Source organism: Butyrivibrio sp. (assembly GCF_017433805.1).
In the GTDB taxonomy this organism is placed as follows: Bacteria; Bacillota; Clostridia; order Lachnospirales; family Lachnospiraceae; genus Butyrivibrio.
The window spans coordinates 1-14,735 of record NZ_JAFRGN010000014.1 but is presented as its reverse complement, the minus strand read 5'-3'; the positions used below and the strand labels follow the sequence as shown (position 1 = coordinate 14,735).

The 14,735-nt window shown below is 42.4% G+C and carries 14 protein-coding genes; 1 reads left to right on the top strand and 13 read right to left on the bottom strand.

Going from position 1 to position 14,735, the window contains the following annotated elements:
• Positions 1-95 precede the first annotated feature (95 nt).
• The 3 genes from IJI01_RS05445 to IJI01_RS05435 form a co-directional block, all read right to left on the bottom strand.
• A complete protein-coding gene (locus tag IJI01_RS05445) occupies positions 96-923 on the bottom strand; it encodes a carbohydrate ABC transporter permease (RefSeq protein WP_292187002.1) in 828 nt (275 codons plus the stop codon).
• Positions 924-926: 3 nt separating this feature from the next.
• Positions 927-1,844, bottom strand: coding sequence for a carbohydrate ABC transporter permease (locus IJI01_RS05440; protein WP_292186999.1), 918 nt, complete (start codon positions 1,842-1,844; stop codon positions 927-929).
• Between the two features lie 108 nt (positions 1,845-1,952).
• Positions 1,953-3,362 carry an ABC transporter substrate-binding protein gene (locus tag IJI01_RS05435; RefSeq protein ID WP_292186997.1) on the bottom strand — a complete coding sequence of 470 codons (1,410 nt, stop codon included), beginning with the start codon at positions 3,360-3,362 and terminating at the stop codon, positions 1,953-1,955.
• 133 nt (positions 3,363-3,495) lie between these two features.
• Here IJI01_RS05435 and IJI01_RS05430 point away from each other — a divergent pair, with 133 nt between their 5' ends.
• A complete protein-coding gene (locus tag IJI01_RS05430) occupies positions 3,496-4,521 on the top strand; it encodes a DUF2804 domain-containing protein (protein WP_292186994.1) in 1,026 nt (341 codons plus the stop codon).
• Between the two features lie 70 nt (positions 4,522-4,591).
• On the opposite strand, the gene IJI01_RS05425 is transcribed toward IJI01_RS05430, so the two are convergent.
• From IJI01_RS05425 to IJI01_RS05380, 10 genes are all read right to left on the bottom strand, one after another.
• On the bottom strand, positions 4,592-6,229 hold the full coding sequence (locus tag IJI01_RS05425) for a hypothetical protein (RefSeq protein ID WP_292186991.1): 1,638 nt from the start codon (positions 6,227-6,229) through the stop codon (positions 4,592-4,594).
• A gap of 113 nt (positions 6,230-6,342) precedes the next feature.
• Positions 6,343-7,869 (bottom strand): PP2C family protein-serine/threonine phosphatase, encoded by a 1,527-nt coding sequence (locus IJI01_RS05420; RefSeq protein ID WP_292186988.1) that lies wholly within the window; start codon positions 7,867-7,869, stop codon positions 6,343-6,345.
• A gap of 137 nt (positions 7,870-8,006) precedes the next feature.
• On the bottom strand, positions 8,007-8,747 hold the full coding sequence (locus IJI01_RS05415; protein WP_292186985.1) for an alpha/beta hydrolase family protein: 741 nt from the start codon (positions 8,745-8,747) through the stop codon (positions 8,007-8,009).
• A 36-nt stretch (positions 8,748-8,783) separates the two neighbouring features.
• Positions 8,784-9,779 (bottom strand): glycoside hydrolase family 43 protein, encoded by a 996-nt coding sequence (locus IJI01_RS05410; protein WP_292186982.1) that lies wholly within the window; start codon positions 9,777-9,779, stop codon positions 8,784-8,786.
• Between the two features lie 64 nt (positions 9,780-9,843).
• Positions 9,844-10,395, bottom strand: a complete 552-nt coding sequence (locus IJI01_RS05405) for a GNAT family N-acetyltransferase (RefSeq protein WP_292186979.1) — start codon at positions 10,393-10,395, stop codon at positions 9,844-9,846.
• A 59-nt stretch (positions 10,396-10,454) separates the two neighbouring features.
• A complete protein-coding gene (locus IJI01_RS05400; protein WP_292186976.1) occupies positions 10,455-11,810 on the bottom strand; it encodes an FtsW/RodA/SpoVE family cell cycle protein in 1,356 nt (451 codons plus the stop codon).
• A 2-nt stretch (positions 11,811-11,812) separates the two neighbouring features.
• Positions 11,813-12,142, bottom strand: a complete 330-nt coding sequence (locus IJI01_RS05395; RefSeq protein WP_292186974.1) for a PadR family transcriptional regulator — start codon at positions 12,140-12,142, stop codon at positions 11,813-11,815.
• Positions 12,143-12,301: 159 nt separating this feature from the next.
• Positions 12,302-12,592, bottom strand: a complete 291-nt coding sequence (locus IJI01_RS05390) for an NUDIX domain-containing protein (protein ID WP_292187060.1) — start codon at positions 12,590-12,592, stop codon at positions 12,302-12,304.
• 9 nt (positions 12,593-12,601) lie between these two features.
• Positions 12,602-12,859 carry a hypothetical protein gene (locus tag IJI01_RS05385; RefSeq protein ID WP_292186970.1) on the bottom strand — a complete coding sequence of 86 codons (258 nt, stop codon included), beginning with the start codon at positions 12,857-12,859 and terminating at the stop codon, positions 12,602-12,604.
• Between the two features lie 148 nt (positions 12,860-13,007).
• Positions 13,008-14,045 (bottom strand): hypothetical protein, encoded by a 1,038-nt coding sequence (locus IJI01_RS05380; protein WP_292186965.1) that lies wholly within the window; start codon positions 14,043-14,045, stop codon positions 13,008-13,010.
• Positions 14,046-14,735: the final 690 nt, after the last annotated feature.

Below are 14,735 nucleotides of genomic sequence, written 5' to 3'. Positions count from 1 at the left end.
CATTATTTTGGAAACTATTAATTCTTATCCACCTATAATAGCATTAGATTTTATTAATGCAAGTAGGCGGTCCCGAGGGGCCGCCAAATTGTTGTTTATTCTTTTACACTGCCTGCTGAAATACTGCTGATAATGTACTTGGAGCAGAAGCAGAACACGATGATTATCGGTACAACCGAAATCGCTACACCAAGGTAGATAGCACCCTGGTTCTTTTGAAGATCTGTGGCTGCGTTCAAAGTAGAGATCATTACTGGCAGCGTCATCTTTTTAGGAGTATTGAGGAGGATCAATGGTACCAGATAGGAGTTCCAGTTACCAATGAAGGCTCCGATTGACATAGTTGCAATACCAGGTGCCATGATCGTAAGTACAATTCTGTGGAAAATATGTATCTCTGAAGCACCATCGATTCTGGCAGCTTCCATAAGCGCCTTGGAAAGTGTTGCCTTGACGTACTGCCTTAAGAAGAACACTATTCCAGGTGACGCCATGGCAGGAATTATAAGTGGTATGTAGGAGTCAATCAGGTGAAGCTTCTGGCACAGGTTGTAAAAACCAATGAGCGAGAGCTGGCCTGGTATCATCATGAAGATAACTATTATCCTGAACAGAAGGTTATTGCCCTTCCACTCATACATTGCCATTCCAAAGGCTGTGATGGCTGAGAAGTACGCTGTCAGGAGAGTTGCCGGGAGAGCCACTTTAACACTGTTAAACAGGCCCCTGAAAAGATTTACATAATCAAATAACACTACCCAGTTATCCCGAAGGCTCTTGCCCGGCAGGAAGGAAAATGAATGTGTTATTTCAACACCGGATCTTGTTGAGTTTACGATCATGAGCCAGAAGGGAAGAATACACATCAGGGCCAGTGCGATCAGTAGTACATATAGAATTGTCTTTTTAATCTTGGTAGCCATCTGTTAGTCCTCCTTTCCACCCAGGAATTTGAACTCCATTACGGAAATAAAAAGTATTATGAAGAACAGGGTATAGGCAATTGCAGATGCAAAGCCCACCTGACGAGTTTCAAATCCAAATTTATAAAGGTACATAACCACCGTCTGAAGTGTTCCTCCAGGCTCTCCGGCAGTTGATGCTCCCGCTACTCCGTTAATAAGGAATGGCAGGTCAAAGAGCTGCAGTCCACCAATAAGTGATGTGACAGCCACATACAGAAGGATTGGGCGTAAAAGAGGAAGTGTGATGCTTCCAAATACCTTCCATCTGCCAGCTCCGTCTATAGCTGCGGCTTCAAAGTAGTCGTTTGGAATACCCTGAACACCGGCCATGAGAATAATGAATGAGTTACCAAACCACATCCACGCCTGAATCACAGATACTACTGCCCAGGCTGTGGACTTCTGTCCTAGCCAGTTGATCTGCTCTGATACAAGGCCTGATGCAAGAAGGATCTGGTTAACTGTTCCGTATTTCCAGTCAAGAAGTGTCTTAAACAGGAAAGCAACTGATGTTGCTGCTATTAAGTTAGGCAGATAATACACTGCACGGAAGATCGCAAGTCCGCGAATCTTGTACTTGATGTCACTAAATACAATTGTCAGAAGAAATGCCAGTCCCAGCTGAAGAACGATGTTAAGAGACCACATTTTGACTGTGTTATAAAGTGAACGCCAGAAGAATTTGTCTTTTACCACCCTTATATAATTGGCAAGGCCTGTAAACTCTGGTTCGCCATAGCCTTTATAAGTGGTAAAGCTAAGAAAAAGTGTCCTGAAAACAGGATAAACACTAAAGATCAGGAAAACAATGATGAAAGGAAGCACAAACAGATATGCTGCGTTGTTCCTATTCTTCATTCTCTTTTTTGCTACTGCCATATTTTCCTCCCAAGTAAATTACTACTAACTCTCTCCATTCATAGTAATTTTCGGGGCGCTGCCGCCAACCACAGCAGTGCCCCGAATGTATAGATTAAGTTTTAAGGATTAGCGCTCAATCTGAATTTCTGGGTATGTAGATTCAACTACATCGTAGAATTCGTTTATAGCTGTTTCCTTGTCAGCTTCGCCTGTCTTAACTGCTGTGCAAGCTGCTCCCCATGCATCGTTAACGATCTTGTCGTAACGTGTAACCTTGGAGTAGTCGATGCCTGCTGCCTGCTCCTGCCAGAAGCTGTAGAGGTGCTGTCCGCCATATACTGCGTTCTCGTCGTCTTTGTGCTTCTCAAGAACAGATACAAGTGAAACTGTGTCGCCTTCTGATTTCTCGATCCACCACTCTGCAGTGTTCTCATCAAGTGTTACCCACTTAAGGAAGTCCCAAGCCAGGTCCTTGTGCTCTGACATCGCTGAAATGCCGATGAAAGTGCCACCTCCAAAACCGTAAGCTGGTCCTGAACATACTCCCCATTTGCCTGATGTTTCACCAACATTGTCTCTCAGAGTAAGTACTCCCCAGCTTGGAAGTCCAAATGCAAATACCTGTGTTGTTGCAAGATCCTTGGTTGCCTCTGCGAATGCTTCTGCATCCCATACGTTAACTGAATCATCAGCATAGCTCTGAACTTCTGCTGTAAGGATAGGAACCTCTCCTGCCATAGCCTGATACCAAGGTGTTGACCACTGGTTAGCATAAGCTGTAAGGTCGTTCTGATAGAGGTCACAAACAAGATCCATGTAGTCAAGACGAGCCTGGTCAAGGTTAAGCTTGTCATTTACTACCCATGCTGTATCTCCTGAGAAATAGCCCATCTCTGCGTCTGAAGCAAAGATACGATAGCCATTTTCTTTAAGCTTCTGTGCTGTGCTGAGTATTGTTGGATAGTCAGCAAAGAGCTTACCAACTTCTGCTGGATCATCTGTACCGAATACTTCCTGTGCGATATCTCTTCTGTAGTAGATACCAGCTGGTGTGATCTGATAAGAAATAGCTCTCTGAATGCCTTCTGCATCCTGTCCTACTTCCCATACATAATCAACGATCTGATCAGCATAATCCTGAGCGTTATAAGGTGCCTGGTTAAGGTCCTCAAAATATCCTGCATCATAGAAATCCTCAAGCATCTGAGGCTCACCTACGATGATATCTGGTGTTGTCTGTCCGCCGTTAAGAGCTGTCTGAACCTTTGTAACATAGTCAGCTGGTTCGATTACAACAGTCTCGATCTGAACCTCGTGATCCTCTACATACTTCTCAGCGAAGGTCTGAAGGTCTTTTGCCAGAGTCCAGATAACAAGCTTCTCTCCGCTTGTTCCTACTGATTCTGTATTAGTCTTAGCATCTGCTGTCTGCTCTGTCTCTGTGCCTGCTGATGCACTTCCATCACTTCCACATGCTACAAGTGACAGAGTCATCATTCCTGCCAGTACGCTGGCCATAACTCTTCTAAATTTCATAATGATCCTCCCTCCAATTACATATTGGTTGTTTGTTATGAGCTTATTTTAGTTTTCAGGTCAGCGTAAAAAAATGACACCTTTTTTATTTAGGTGTCATTTTTATAGTAAAATATTATCAGGAGGAAAAATCATGGGAAGAAATCACGAAGTTACAACTGTTCATCCACTTCTAGGTAAGGACGGCGAGCTTACTGAGCCCGGCTGGTCCAGAAGTCTTTTGCAGACCTATGACAGGTCTATGATCCGCGCTCCTAAATGGAGAATAAAAGAGTGGGACTACTATCTTGTACTGTCCGATGGCTTTGCAGGCGCCTTCACTATTTCAGATGATGGCTATATTGGTCTTCAGTCTGTGTCTCTTCTGGTATTCGGAGATAAGCCCTGGGAGCACACAGAGACAGTCCTTAATGCCTTTCCTCTTGGTAAGCTTCATCTTCCTTCATCTTCAGCATCTGGTGACACAACCTATGCTGATAAGAGACTTCAGATGAAGTACGAAGTTCTTGATGGTTCAAGACATATCACCTGTCACTTTGATAACTTCTATCAGGGCAAGCCCTTTGACTGCGATATATCCCTGGCTCAGCCGGATATGGACACCATGGTCATCGCAACTCCATGGGATCAGAAGCATGCCTTCTACTACAATCAGAAGATCAACTGCATGAGAGCTTCCGGATATATGTCTTTTGATGGAAAAAGATATGAGTTCAATCCTGCCACTGATTTCGGAACCCTGGACTGGGGACGCGGCGTTTGGACTTATGATAATACTTGGCACTGGGGCTCAGGTAACACTGATATAGACGGTAATTCTTTTGGCTTCAATATTGGCTACGGCTTTGGAAATACTTCAGCAGCGACAGAGAATATCCTGTTCTACAATGGCAAAGCCCACAAGCTGGATGACATCACCTTCAACATTCCAGATAGTTCCTACATGGATCCCTGGACCTTCACATCCTCTGACGGCCGCTTTGAGATGGACTTTGTTCCTGTTCTCGACAGAGCTGCATGCCTTGACTACAAGCTGATCGTATCAGACCAGCATCAGGTATTTGGTCACATGTCCGGAACTGCAATTCTGGATGATGGTACCAAGATTCAGGTAAAAGATATGATGTGCTTCGCGGAGAAGGTGCATAACAAGTATTGATCGTGTGTTTATTGCATAAAAAAATCGTCCTCTGCACAGGCCGGGGACGATTTCTATTTATATTCTGTTTTTATTCTTTCTCTACTGTGAACTCAACGATTTCTCCTGCAAAGTACTCATCAAAGAGTCCCGTGAGCTTGGAGTCATCTTCTACTTTTTCTGTTCCATAGTAATAGGTTGCTTTACCATCAGCATCAAATTCTTCTGATGCTTCTTCTGTAACAAGCTTGCCATCCTTGACTGTTGTCTTATCTGCGAAGTGATGTCCGCCTGAGTAAAGATATCCATCAGCGATCATGAGTGGATAAGCTGTTCCGCCTGACTCAACCTTTCCGAGATACTCGATCTCACCCTTTTCATTGTACATGAAGACTGAAGCATCGATGGCATTTGGAATGTCATTTTCTCCAATATATGTAGCTGATGAAGCAAGGAATACATCTGTATCTCCAAGCTGAACATTTGCATAGCCCATACCCTTCTTGAAGTCTTTTAACATCTCAGTAAAGGTTCCGTACTTGGAAAGGTCTACCTTGGAGTAATCTATAGGAATAAGCTCAGAAAATGGTGTGTAATCAAGCTTAATAAACTGGTCAGATGCACGCTCGATCCACATGTTGTAATCTTCCTCAGAAGCCTCTACCCATGTATCATCACTGTCTGTGCTCTCATTTACAAACCATGGCTTCTTTTCATCTGTGTAGCCGTCGTACTTAACACCATACTGGTAATTAAGCTCAGTGGTCTCTGGGTTGACCATGTAAACTCTGATACCATTCTCCATTGCTCCACTAGAAAAGACATTTCCAAGACCGCCATATTCCATAGCGCGGAAGCTGTTTCTTGCTGATCCGCTTGCAACAAGTGCTGGCTCTCCATTTACCATAGTGTAAACATCATATACAACGCTTGGCTCATCGCTGTCATCAACTACGCCAACTAGAAGCTCGTCAACGCCATCACTAGAAATATCCATATATGCATAGCCCATCTTATCGAAAGCCTTGTCTCCCTCAGTTTTTGCAAGAGCGTAAAACTCAGGGCTCATACCCTCTTCCTCAAATTTGTCTGCATCCCAACCTTCAGTAAGTGCCCAAACGTACTTGTCGATTGTCATAGCATACAGATCTTCGCCGTTTTTACCAGCACCGTACATATATGTTCCATCGCCATTTGCTGTAGCTGTCTTAAGTATGGAATCCACTGCTGCATCGAGACTTGCATAATCCTCTGGCATAGAATCATATTTATTGTAATCCCACTGAACTTCTGAAGGATAACTCCTGCACACATTGTATGACTGTCCACCAACTGTCTTGTACTCGCCGACCTTGGTGTACATTCCACCAGGAACAACCTTGTTATCCTTATCAACAATTACAGAGAAAACAAATCCGCCAAAGCCTTCTTCGTAGCAGGCTTTATCATAAACATAGATTTCATGGCCATCTACCTTAGCCAGTGTCTTGCCCTTGAACTCATCAGGAATGGTGATTGTCAAAAGATCTGAAGAAATAACTGTATCTTCAATGAGCTCTTCCTGCTCCGCCTCTGCTGCCTGCTCTGTTACCTCTGCCTCTGCAGCTTCCTCTGTTGTTTCTTCTGCTACCTGCACTTCCTGCTCTGCTGGAGCCTCAGCAGCCTGCTTTCCGCATGCTGTAAGTCCAAGTACAATTCCAATCATTACTACTGCTGCTTTCTTTTTCATAATATTTTTCCTCCTCATTTATAACCCTTACCATTGCTCACTCTTCTTTATACGAAGATTAAAAGCAGATGGCAAAAATATTTTTGGACCTAGGGGACGGGGTTAGTGGTCCATTATCCATTAAACTGAAATGCCAGCATTGTTATATCATCGAACTGCTTGGCTTCCTTGACAAAAGAGCTGATGTCTTCTGATACATTATCAAGAAGTGTCTGTGGATCAGCGTCTGGATTCTTGTTGAGTGCTTCAAGCATTCGCTTTGTTCCAAAGAGTTCGTTGCTGGCATTTGTGGCCTCTGTAACGCCGTCCGTATATACAAAGAAAGTATCTCCTGGCTCCAGCTTAAATGCATGCTGTCTGAAGTTTAAGTCCTCCATTGTGGCTACTGCAGGAGAATGCTTGTATTCTACAAGTTCATACTGTCCATCTTTGTGACGCAGTGCTGGATGTTCATGTCCAGCATTAACCGCAAGTCCCTCTCCTGTGGATAAAGAAATCACGGCCATCCATACTGTCACGAAGAGCTCCGCCTTATTTCCCTCACAGAGCTGATTGTTGACTTCATGCAAAACTTTAGCTGGTTCCTCGCCTAACAGCGCTCTGTTTTTTATGAGTGTTCGCGCAACCATCATAAAAAGAGCTGCCGGAATTCCCTTGCCTGAAACATCAGCCATAACCATTGCGATATGATCATCATCCACCAGGAAGAAATCATAGAAGTCTCCACCTACCTCTTTTGCCGGATTCATGGTCGCATATATATCAAACTCTTTTCTCTCTGGAAGAAATGGAAAAATCTTGGGAAGGACATTCTCCTGGATGCCTGCTGCCACTGCAAGGTCTCTGTCAGCTGCTGCTTTTTCGCGGCCCTGATTAACATTGAGTACGCCGTACATTAATAGAACCACCAGCATAACTACTGACGCACTAGGTGAAAGTCCGTAAACGAATGCAGTCATGACTCCGATAGCTATGGGCGCTATGGCATATACAAAGAATGTTACTATCTGAAATCTCTGGAGCTTTTTTCTCTGATAGATAACTCCGATGAGCGCAAGGATCATTACCGTGAAGGCATAAATCATCGAAACCGCATACCTGGGACTTCTGTGATAAATTCCTGCTTCATCGATTGTGAAATAGATTCCTGTAAAAAGATTGATGAGCCTTAACATAATTGGAATTGCTAAAGTAAGAACGATATACTTACCAATAAGTCTGATGTATTTGTCGTCAAGCTTAAGATAAGTCATTGTGTACAGCCAAAAACAGCAGGCTTCTATCGGTGCACACATATAATAAAGAGTGTTATCCAGAATGTTAGCCCATCTAAGGCTTGGCACGCCGTCTACGATCCATGCGCATGCATCTGTAAAGCATCCTACATATGCCACTATCAGGAGCACGAATAGAAATCGCAGATCCGATCCGTTCTTTTGAACATCTATTACAAAGCAAACAAAGAGCACATAGCCCATCGCCATGCTCACCATATCCATTCCGATATTCAAAAGATAGATTGGTTCGAGATTTTTAGCCCCTCTCATAAAAGTGAACTGAGCTGTGAGAAAAATCATCAGAATACAGAACAAAGACACCCACATAACTCTTTTCATCTGCTCTTTACTTAAATACCCCATAAGAAACGCCCTCCACATTTGATTTTAGCACCATTTTGGTCCCGCAAGGCGCATAGATAGCAAAGGTTATAAAAACTTTAGAATTTGTGGCACAAAAAATGGACCACAGGGACGGGGTTCGTGGTCCATTTTCCATTTTAGTTTTCGAAGAAAGCCTGTAGTGCATCTGCCAATTCATTCAAATGCCTTGTATAGCAGTGATCATCTCCGTGAATAGTTACGAGTTTAGCGTTCTTGTACAGCTTAGCTGCTTTTTCTCCGTATGAATAGGGAACAGCCTCGTCCTCATCTCCATGTATGATAAGAACAGGACCTTCATATCTGTCTATCTCATCTTCTACATGAATCGTCTGAGCTACCCTGATATAATCTCCTGATAACTCCCAATCACCAGAATTAATCTTTTCAGGAATATGCTTGGGATCAAAAGATGTGCCAAGTATGCTGCCTTCTCTGGCAACTTCCGGAATCATCCATGCAGGAGACAATGGGATTATGGCCTTGAAGTCATCAGCGCACATGCCTCCAATAAGCATTGTAAGAAGTCCTCCCTGTGAATGGCCGCACAGGTAAAGGTCCGTCACAAAATCCAGGCTCTTAGCATATTTAACTACTGAAAGTGCATTGGTAACCCATTTATATAATGTGTGGTCTTTGAACTCTCCATCACTTCCGCCATGTCCGTACATCTCTGCCCTTAGAACTGATACCCCAGCTCTATTCATAGCCTGCTGAGCAGCTATGATATGATCCTCTTCCATGTGTCCTGTAAAACCATGAATCAGAATGCAAAGCGGACTTTTATCTTTTCCCTCAACGCGATCAAGTTTGGCATGGATTTTCACACCATCACTATCAATATAGAATTCCTGCAACATGTATTACCCCTTTCCTTTTAAATAATCCTTCTCTTTTTATAAGTAAAACTCCTCGGTGCAGACACTTTGGTAATGCCAGTTCTCAGCGCCTCCACCAGCGTTATTGTACCAGTTTCCCGTAATCTCATTGCGAATGGCAAGTTTGTCACCAGTTTCTTCCATCTCGAATAAAAGAATGCGCTTCCTCTCATGAACATTGGGACAATGCAATGACATCATAAGCTTTCCTTCAAAGGTCTTAAAGAGCATAGCATGACCACCATCCAGCGCATATAGTGGGATTTCTTCCTGAATCCAAGGTCCGTGAATCGTACCACTTGCTGACCTGGCATAGCCAACAGTATAACCGCCCCTCTCGGAAAAACTTGACCATAGCATTATCAGCGTTCCTGATTTCATCCTATAAAGGAATGGACCATCAGTCACGAGCCCTCCGTCAGCTGCTGCCTTTCCGCGCCATGGAGCTTCTGAAGCTCTAAACAAAATCTCTGGTTCTGACACCGCTTTTGAAAGACTTTTATCAAGCTTTATCGCGCATATCTGCCCGTCATAAACCTGCATCCACTCATGACAAAAGACCATCCATGGATTTTTCTCGTCATCCACAAACAATGTTCCATCCAGGCAATGCCAGCCCTTAGGAGTTACTGGTTCATCTCCAACAGGTTCAAAAGGGCCCTCAGGACTGTCAGCCATAAGACACTGACAGCCTCTATATTTTCCCTCTGCTCTGAAAGATGAAATAATGTAGTATTTATCATTCCAAATATGGCATTCAGGAGCCCAATAATCTTTGTCCGCCCAGAAATCGCCCTTTTTAAAACACACTTTAGGCACTGACCAGTTAACAAGGTCAGGAGATTTCAATACATAAAAGCATGGTTCATTTTCTTTTACATCCGGAAATCTCTTAGAATCTACAAACTGAACATAGGTATAATAAAAACCGGTCTTCTCATCTGCAAGAATATAGGGATCACTAATATGCACATCCCTGATACTATAAGGAAATTCAGTAGATTTTGAAGCCATAATCTTGTCCTCCTGAATATTGGTCCTAGGGGACGGGGTTTGTGGTCCATTTATCACTTTGGTCCTATAACCCCGTCCCTTTGGTCCATTTTTTCTTGCAATTAACTACAGTATATTTCTCTCCGTTCCTTGGGTCTACCTTTTCTTCAGATTCGAAATCAAATTCAAACCCGCAGGCTTCAATCATCCCCTTGGAGGCCAAATTCATTTTACGGTAGCTTGCCCTGAACTCTCTGACTCCCTGACGTTTTGCTTCGTCGCAAAGTGCTGTAAGAATCTGCCTTCCATAGCCCTTACGGACATATTCAGGGCCTACAGCAATGCCAGTTTCCTCGTAAATCTCTGGCTCGACTTCTCGCATGCAGGCAAAGCCAATGGCTTCCATAGTGGATTTAAGATACACTATGAGGCCATATTTTTCTTTTTTCTCAAACTCTATAGTCCTGATAATTCGTGCCTTCGCATCTTCCTCGCTGGTAGTAACATTCCATAGCATGTACTTGGCAGACTCCGGATGACACCAGATGTTCCGATACAGCGGCTCCCAATCCTCATAATGTGCCTTTTTGAGGATAAGGTCAGGAGTTTCTATGGATATGTTTTCAAATTGGTCCATTGTTTACAGCCTCGCTTCAAGTTTCCTTTGGTCCTGGGGGACGGGGTTTGTGGTCCATTTTATAGTTCAATATCTTTTAGTTTTATCCTTATTCCAATATCAATGTGCTGCGGATAGGCATCCTTATACTTGTAGATACTGAGGATAATTCCCAAGAAGATGTACGCCAATACTATATTGCTGCCACCTGCCGAGAAGAAAGGCATGAATGATCCCGTATACGGTATAGCGCCCATATTTTCGAACAGGTTAACGAGCATATATACAAGCAATACATTCATACATCCTACACCCATAACCAGGCCCAGCTGATTTTTGCTCTTTGCAGCTGCGATACAGCCTGTTATTATTATTGCCGCCACGGTTGCTACTATCATTACGACCACCAATGCTCCATACTTATTCGCAAGATAGGTCAGTAAAAAATCGCTATTCGTATTTGGAAGATATCCCAGAACTTTTTTACCGGTATCTCCTACAAAATTAACATCATTAAATGAGCGTGCAGTCTTTGTCACATAGGACTGATCCATGTCCATATCCCATATAGCCCTTATTCTAGCCATCTTGTAGTCTGACATCAACCTAAAATTATAAAGAACAGCTATTAGCCCTACTGGAATCACCGTAATTGTCGCCCACAATGAACATATCGTAAGCTTTTTCGGAATCTTAAACCATCCTTTAGCTACAGCTATTGAAAGCTGCACTGCCATTGCCATTATCATCGCAAATGCCGTCATAGCCCTTGGCCATCTCAGTACAAATAACGCAGGTATTATCATCCACATCAGTGCTCTAAGAAAAGCACCTACTCCCCCGCTTCGATATTTGTAAATTATCGCGCCATAAAGAGGAATATATAGCAACATAAATGTTGATGCCAAGATATAAAACGGTTTAATCGCGATATAGACATACTGCCCATTATACCTAACACCAAGTACTCCAATTTTAGTAAGTATCAGTATCCCGAGCATTCCAAGTGCTATTATCTTGGCATATTTCGCAATAACGGTATAGTCAATTATATATACTGCAATCATCGCCACAAGCCCTAACAGGACTTTTGCGTAAAAGACATGACTACCAATTACACTAGTAGATTCATCAGCCAATCCGGCATCTATTGCCACTAATTCATGAATCACACTGCTAATAATTCCAATCAAAACTGCTATAGCGACAACGTTCCAGGCAAGTCTTGGTCTGTGTACCCTATCCATGGAAATTCCTGCTTCAACAGGATCTCCCATATCTGCTACTGCTGCCTTTTCAGCTGCTTCCCTATCCATTCCGGCAGCTATATTGTCTTCTATTTGATCCTCCATATGTGCTCTGAGTTCATCTTCAATTCCCTTATGAGCTTTCTTAAATCGCACCTGTTCAAGTAGCGCTTTGATGTACTCCTCCATTGTCATACCCCCATCGCCAATACATTTGCTATTGCACCTGAATATACATTCCATTCTTCTGTCTTACTTTTGAGAAGCTTTCTTCCCTCTTTGGTAATGCTGTAATACTTCCTTGTCTTTCCAAGAAACTCCTGCTCGTATACCTTAAGCATTCCCTTCTCTTCCAATCCATGAAGAAGCGGATAAAGAGTTCCAGCCTTAAGCTCAAACACATTCTGAGACTTCTTCCTGAGGGTATCGATCATTTCATATCCATACATGTCTTTTTCCGACAAAAGCTTGAGAATCAGCATTGTCATACTTCCTGTTAAAAGAGATTTATCAACAGCCATCATGTCCTCCTTATATCGATTGTCTATATATTGCTTATCTATATGCTATATCGATGTTCGATATATGTCAATAAAAAAGAAAGCACTACTTTTCGCAGTGCCCTCTGAAATCTATTGTTTATATTATTTCTGCTAGTTCCTTAGCAACGTTCCCACCATTTATAGTTTCGCTTCAAGTTTCTTTAGTCCTTCTCCGAATGCTACATCATTGTGATCCATCATACACTTGTAGAACTGATCAAAAGACGCAATCTTAACATCATTGACTTCACGCTTGTCGAAATTAAAACCTTTTGTTGGTACTTCAGCCCTACAACCAAACACAGAGAAAAGAAGTCCTGTTCCACTATTCCACTCTGCTATAAAATTCCAGGCTGGAACGAGGTCTTTAACTGCAATATTTATTCCAAGTTCTTCCTTTACTTCTCTTACAGCAGCTTCCTCAGGTATTTCCCCAGCCTACACAGATCCACCGGTAGCGTCCCACATTCCAGCATAGTACTTGGCCTTTAGAGAGCGCTGCTGCATTATATATTTTCCAACACCTTCTCCAGCTGCTGGGCTGTCCTTGGTTTTAAGTATCACAAGAATTTGCTTGAAGTAATCGCCCTCATTAACAGGCGCATGCTTTGGTACAATACGTCCCTGGCTTATGCCATCCCTTGTGAATACTTCGCGATATTCTTCCTCATGTAAGTCGGTTCTTGTTGTCTCCATTTTTTCCCTCATTAAGTATCTCTATACTATAACAGTGCATAACTCTGTCAGCTATGCACTGTTACAGTATATCATCATCTTAATATTATATATAGCTAAGCGCAACCTCGTTTCCGCATGGCACCGTTTTGGCACCGGTGATTATTAGCTATATCTGATTATCAATCGTACTGCCTTTAACATCATTAGACAGAAGACTGAGCCTGTTAAGAATGTTGGTTATCTCAGAATTAACTGTATTTTGAGTATCTTCCATAGATGCACCATCTGAAATAATAGTCTTCTGGATATCTTCGGTATCCATCCTATCAGCCTCCGCACGTTCTCTTCTTGCTATGGCACGTTTTGTGTCAGCACTGGTCCTCTGGCTCTCAGCAGCGTGTTCCTTGATATTCTCTTTCATTTCCTGCTGCATAGCTTCTTTTTCGAGTTTCTTTGCTTCTTCCTTCTTCTCTTCTTTCTTCTTTTCGGCAGCTTCTTTGGCTTCTTCCTCACGTTCCTTCTGCTCTTCATCAACATGCTCGACCGCTTCCTGTGTCAAAAGAGCTATAGCCTCTCCGTTAGCCGCCTCCATTATTTCCTCAGCTGCATCCTGGGCTTTTTCCATATCCTGTGACTTAGCTCGCTCTCTTTTCATATCTGCGTAGCCCTGAACATTTCCCATCTGCTGAGCCTTAGCTTTATCTATATCAAGAGAATTCTGCTGATTTGCTGCCACATAGTAAAGTGCTTTCTGCTGATACTCCGACATTTTACTGATTTCTTCATCAGATAATCCGTCTTTGGAATTATTCATCTTGAATGCCAGTTTTGACAGTTCCTTGCTCTCTTCACCATCGGGATCAATACCATATTCTTCCTGAAGCTCTTTTAACTTAGCGTCACTCTCCATAGTGTCCGCTGTTTTTTCGTTGATCTCGTCCTGAAGGCGCTTTATCTCATCTTTAATAGACTGCATCTGAGCATCCAGCTTCTTTTCTCCGCCAAATGCATCGGAAACCACCTTAAGTGCCTGCTTTCTGGCAAGTCCCTGTCTCTGCTGGACAAGACTTTCACCCTTCAGATTAGCACCGGATACTGAGGACAAATTACCATTCTTATTCGCCACTTTGCCATTAGCAATTTTGGCATTGTCCTGATTCTGTAAAGGATTGATTTGAACATCCGTGTTCTGTTGTATTCTCATAAAGCACCTCCAAAATATAAACATCCATGAATATGAAGCCGAATTATGGTAGATACAAAAGCAATCATTTATGCATAGTTATAGTTTTCTTTATCTTTTATCGTCATAACTCAATGCATAAATAACCTTATCTGGATAAAAAAAGCATAAACTCAATCATTTCGATTTTTGAGTTCAACATAAGTCAATTTGCCACATACTTTTCATGACTATCAATAGTTAGGATGATCCAAATTGGTATCTCCACAACCGCAAATAACATGATAAGGTACGGCGTCCATATAGTGAGTTGCCCTACATTCAGAAATTTGAAATCCACTATATCAAATAAAAATACAGTTGAAGATTATAAGAACGCGCATCCAAACTATCAAAGAGAAATCAAAGAAGATACTATTACCGAAACAAAAAGAAAATATGAAGAATATTTGGCTGAACAAAAAGAATCCGGTTCTCAGAATTAAGGTAATGGTTCATTCTAAAGGCACTCCGTCGGGGTGTCTTTCATTTTTTTGAGCCATTTTAGAGCCGGGCGTCAATTATAGCAAGAAAACCTGCTAAGAAAAGTCAAGAATCAATTTCTTTTCCCAACAGGTTTTCTTTTTGCCTTGTCCTTATTATTTTTGTGTACACTAAAAAGGCTGACTTTCATCAGCCAATAATAAGCCGTGTTTTTACTTTTTCATGCTT

Bases quoted from the DNA above. Each gene is read 5' to 3' on its own strand.
- IJI01_RS05445 (WP_292187002.1), bottom strand. From the start codon at position 923: ATGGCTACCAAGATTAAAAAGACAATTCTATATGTACTACTGATCGCA.
- IJI01_RS05440 (WP_292186999.1), bottom strand. From the start codon at position 1,844: ATGGCAGTAGCAAAAAAGAGAATGAAGAATAGGAACAACGCAGCATAT.
- IJI01_RS05435 (WP_292186997.1), bottom strand. From the start codon at position 3,362: ATGAAATTTAGAAGAGTTATGGCCAGCGTACTGGCAGGAATGATGACT.
- IJI01_RS05430 (WP_292186994.1), top strand. From the start codon at position 3,496: ATGGGAAGAAATCACGAAGTTACAACTGTTCATCCACTTCTAGGTAAG.
- IJI01_RS05425 (WP_292186991.1), bottom strand. From the start codon at position 6,229: ATGAAAAAGAAAGCAGCAGTAGTAATGATTGGAATTGTACTTGGACTT.
- IJI01_RS05420 (WP_292186988.1), bottom strand. From the start codon at position 7,869: ATGGGGTATTTAAGTAAAGAGCAGATGAAAAGAGTTATGTGGGTGTCT.
- IJI01_RS05415 (WP_292186985.1), bottom strand. From the start codon at position 8,747: ATGTTGCAGGAATTCTATATTGATAGTGATGGTGTGAAAATCCATGCC.
- IJI01_RS05410 (WP_292186982.1), bottom strand. From the start codon at position 9,779: ATGGCTTCAAAATCTACTGAATTTCCTTATAGTATCAGGGATGTGCAT.
- IJI01_RS05405 (WP_292186979.1), bottom strand. From the start codon at position 10,395: ATGGACCAATTTGAAAACATATCCATAGAAACTCCTGACCTTATCCTC.
- IJI01_RS05400 (WP_292186976.1), bottom strand. From the start codon at position 11,810: ATGGAGGAGTACATCAAAGCGCTACTTGAACAGGTGCGATTTAAGAAA.
- IJI01_RS05395 (WP_292186974.1), bottom strand. From the start codon at position 12,142: ATGGCTGTTGATAAATCTCTTTTAACAGGAAGTATGACAATGCTGATT.
- IJI01_RS05385 (WP_292186970.1), bottom strand. From the start codon at position 12,859: ATGGAGACAACAAGAACCGACTTACATGAGGAAGAATATCGCGAAGTA.
- IJI01_RS05380 (WP_292186965.1), bottom strand. From the start codon at position 14,045: ATGAGAATACAACAGAACACGGATGTTCAAATCAATCCTTTACAGAAT.